This is a genomic window from Candidatus Kurthia intestinigallinarum (assembly GCF_003991225.1).
GTDB lineage: Bacteria > Bacillota > Bacilli > Bacillales_A > Planococcaceae > Kurthia > Kurthia populi.
This window is the reverse complement of record NZ_JTFC01000161.1, coordinates 1-2,420: the sequence shown is the minus strand read 5'-3', so window position 1 is coordinate 2,420 and position 2,420 is coordinate 1. Positions and strand designations below refer to the sequence as shown.

Below are 2,420 nucleotides of genomic sequence, written 5' to 3'. Positions count from 1 at the left end.
AGTGTTCTTAATTTTGCAACTGGATTAGTTTCTCTCGTATTAATAATAAGTTCGTTGGTCGATGGTACAAAGTAACCTCGTCCTTCCTCATGAATCGAATACGTCTTCTCTGCAACGTGCAATTGCTTAAATTGATTTAAATAATTTTTAAATTGATCATATAGCCTCTGGGCGTCCTCATCCGTTTGAAATCGTTCGTTTACAAAATCTCTTGTCGTTTTAAGTGGCTCTCCTGCTGTTTGTGCGATGTCAAACACTGTTACCCATTTATAGCGAACTAAGACGTTCTCCAGCTTGAGTTCGCCGTTTTCATAAACAGGTTGCTTTGTTTTCGGGTCGAGTACTGGCTGCTGTTCAAAAATAGGAGCACGAATTTGAATGCCCTTCTCCCCTTTTTGCACATAACGCTCATGCTTTTTCCACGCTTGAAAGCCAGCGACATAAGTAGCTTTCGGATTTTGCATAAAAATGAGAATTTGGTTATCTACCGAATACTGGCGCATACTTGCCATGAAAGTTAAGTACCGCTTGAATTCAGTTTGGTTCGCAAATTGCGTCAGCTGTTCTTCAAGCCTTGTCGTAAGCTCTTTTGTACGTTCCTCATATGAGTTAGGTCGCAAGGGCATTACGCCTCACCTCGCTTTTGATATAAAGGTACATAACGCTGTTCGTTTTCAAATGGCACTTCTAAATACGCAACAATGTCATATGAAAGCAAATCCGGTACTTCTACAATCGTCAGTAAATCACGCTTATCACGGTAAATCGGCTTATCGCTAAACTCAACTTCTTCACGTCGATACATTTCTCCAACCTCCTTCTTTATTTCAAAAGTAGAAATTTCTACTTTTGAAAGGTATATATTTCTACTTATGTTTTTTGTACTTATGTTCTATTTATTCACTTTCAAAACTATATTCTATTTGTTAAATTAAAATTAAGGAGGTGCTTTATGCACTTAGATAAACATATTAAAGACTTTTTTCACCTAGTAAAAATACAGCAAATTGAGATTTACAATGAATTTTCTTTGCAACACGAATTAGGCGTATATTTGCGTAATCATCTTGATTCTACTTTTAAAATTCAATTCGAAAGAAATATTCGTTTCTTTGGGATTCAAGAAAAGTTAATTAAAAAAGAATTGGATATAGCAATCTATAATTCACAAACAAATGAAAAATATGCTATCGAACTTAAATTCCCCAAAAATGGGCAGCATCCTGAATCAATGTTTAGTTTTTCTAAAGACATTAAATTTATGGAACAAATAAAAGAACATGGTTTTACTAATACATATGCTGTAACCTACGTCGAAGATAAATTATTTTATAAGGGTTCCAATACTAGCGGTATCTATGCATATTTCCGTTCGGGTCATTTACTTCACGGTGAAATTATTAAACCTACAGGAAAAAAAGATGAGCATTTTTATATTAATGGTTCATATCAAATAAATTGGACAAGTTTAGATAACGATGCTTGTTATTATATAGTTACGATTTAATACTTAACAAAAGTAGAAATTTCTACTTTTGTTAAGTATATTTTTATTTACTAAGCTTAATCGTTGCACCTTCCACTCGCTTACCGTCCTCATCTAGTTCATACAAAGTGATGTTCTCTTTATCGTGCTGTTCAATTTCATAGAAATAATCTCTTTTTACTTCTCCATCTTTTTTATCAACAATATGCAATTGATTTCCTTTTACTTCCCATTCATAAGAAAATTTCATAGCTCCAAAATCCATTGTTAACAAATCATTGTTTTTAAAATCAAAAGAGCCTGCTACACCATCAGATCCGTTTGCATCCCATTCACCCTCTAAATTCAATTGACTATCCCCACACGCTGCTAATAAAAACGTTAATAATACAATAGGTAACACACGCATCCACTTCATCACCTTAGCCTCCTATCTATTTTAAAAGTCGCATCATCGAAATACGGGTAGCTGACTTACCAAGAGAAATCCCGCCTTTTGCACCTCCACTTGAATACCACATAGAACGAAGTACGCTAGGCCCACGAATAATTAATACACCGCAACCGATGATTAACATAAAGTCATACCAACTATTAAAGTTAGCGAGCAACTGGACAATGGCTGCCATGAGTAGCACTTGCGTAACAATACTAACAATTTGGCTTAAAAATTCACGCCACCACACTTCACTAAAATCATAGTTTTCAGTCGCAATGGTAATCGCTGCAAAGACACTAAATATCTCTAAAATGATAAGGTCCACATGGTACACGCAAATTTTGAACGTGAACACGATAAACACGACAACTAAAAATAGTAGCAGTAATGTAATTGCCATCGTGCCTGATCCAAATACATCTATAACCATGGAAGATTCAATTGAATTCGTAATAATGTCTGAAGAGCTGCCAGCAATTTCAACAAACATATATT

General features: G+C 34.9%; 5 protein-coding genes. 1 reads left to right on the top strand and 4 read right to left on the bottom strand.

Translation table 11 applies throughout. From position 1 onward, the window contains the following. Both QI30_RS19420 and QI30_RS19415 read right to left on the bottom strand, forming a co-directional pair. Positions 1-626 (bottom strand): ArdC family protein (locus tag QI30_RS19420; protein WP_233600649.1); only part of this gene is annotated, 626 nt, incomplete at its 3' end. After that, complete coding sequence (locus tag QI30_RS19415; protein ID WP_126992091.1) at positions 626-805, bottom strand: hypothetical protein; 180 nt, start codon at positions 803-805, stop codon at positions 626-628. The genes QI30_RS19420 and QI30_RS19415, both read right to left, overlap by 1 nt. A 147-nt stretch (positions 806-952) precedes the next feature. Between QI30_RS19415 and QI30_RS19410 the strand changes: the two genes are divergently transcribed. After that, on the top strand, positions 953-1,507 hold the full coding sequence (locus QI30_RS19410) for a hypothetical protein (protein ID WP_126992116.1): 555 nt from the start codon (positions 953-955) through the stop codon (positions 1,505-1,507). A gap of 43 nt (positions 1,508-1,550) precedes the next feature. Here the strand turns inward: QI30_RS19410 and QI30_RS19405 are convergent, their stop codons facing one another. Both QI30_RS19405 and QI30_RS20695 read right to left on the bottom strand, forming a co-directional pair. Beyond that, positions 1,551-1,904: a hypothetical protein gene (locus tag QI30_RS19405; RefSeq protein ID WP_126992107.1), complete on the bottom strand. Its 354-nt coding sequence runs from the start codon at positions 1,902-1,904 to the stop codon at positions 1,551-1,553. A 16-nt stretch (positions 1,905-1,920) separates the two neighbouring features. Next, the coding region (locus QI30_RS20695) for a conjugal transfer protein TrbL family protein (RefSeq protein ID WP_370323643.1) at positions 1,921-2,420 on the bottom strand (500 nt) is incomplete at its 5' end.

Bases quoted from the DNA above. Each gene is read 5' to 3' on its own strand.
- QI30_RS19415 (WP_126992091.1), bottom strand. From the start codon at position 805: ATGTATCGACGTGAAGAAGTTGAGTTTAGCGATAAGCCGATTTACCGT.
- QI30_RS19410 (WP_126992116.1), top strand. From the start codon at position 953: ATGCACTTAGATAAACATATTAAAGACTTTTTTCACCTAGTAAAAATA.
- QI30_RS19405 (WP_126992107.1), bottom strand. From the start codon at position 1,904: ATGAAGTGGATGCGTGTGTTACCTATTGTATTATTAACGTTTTTATTA.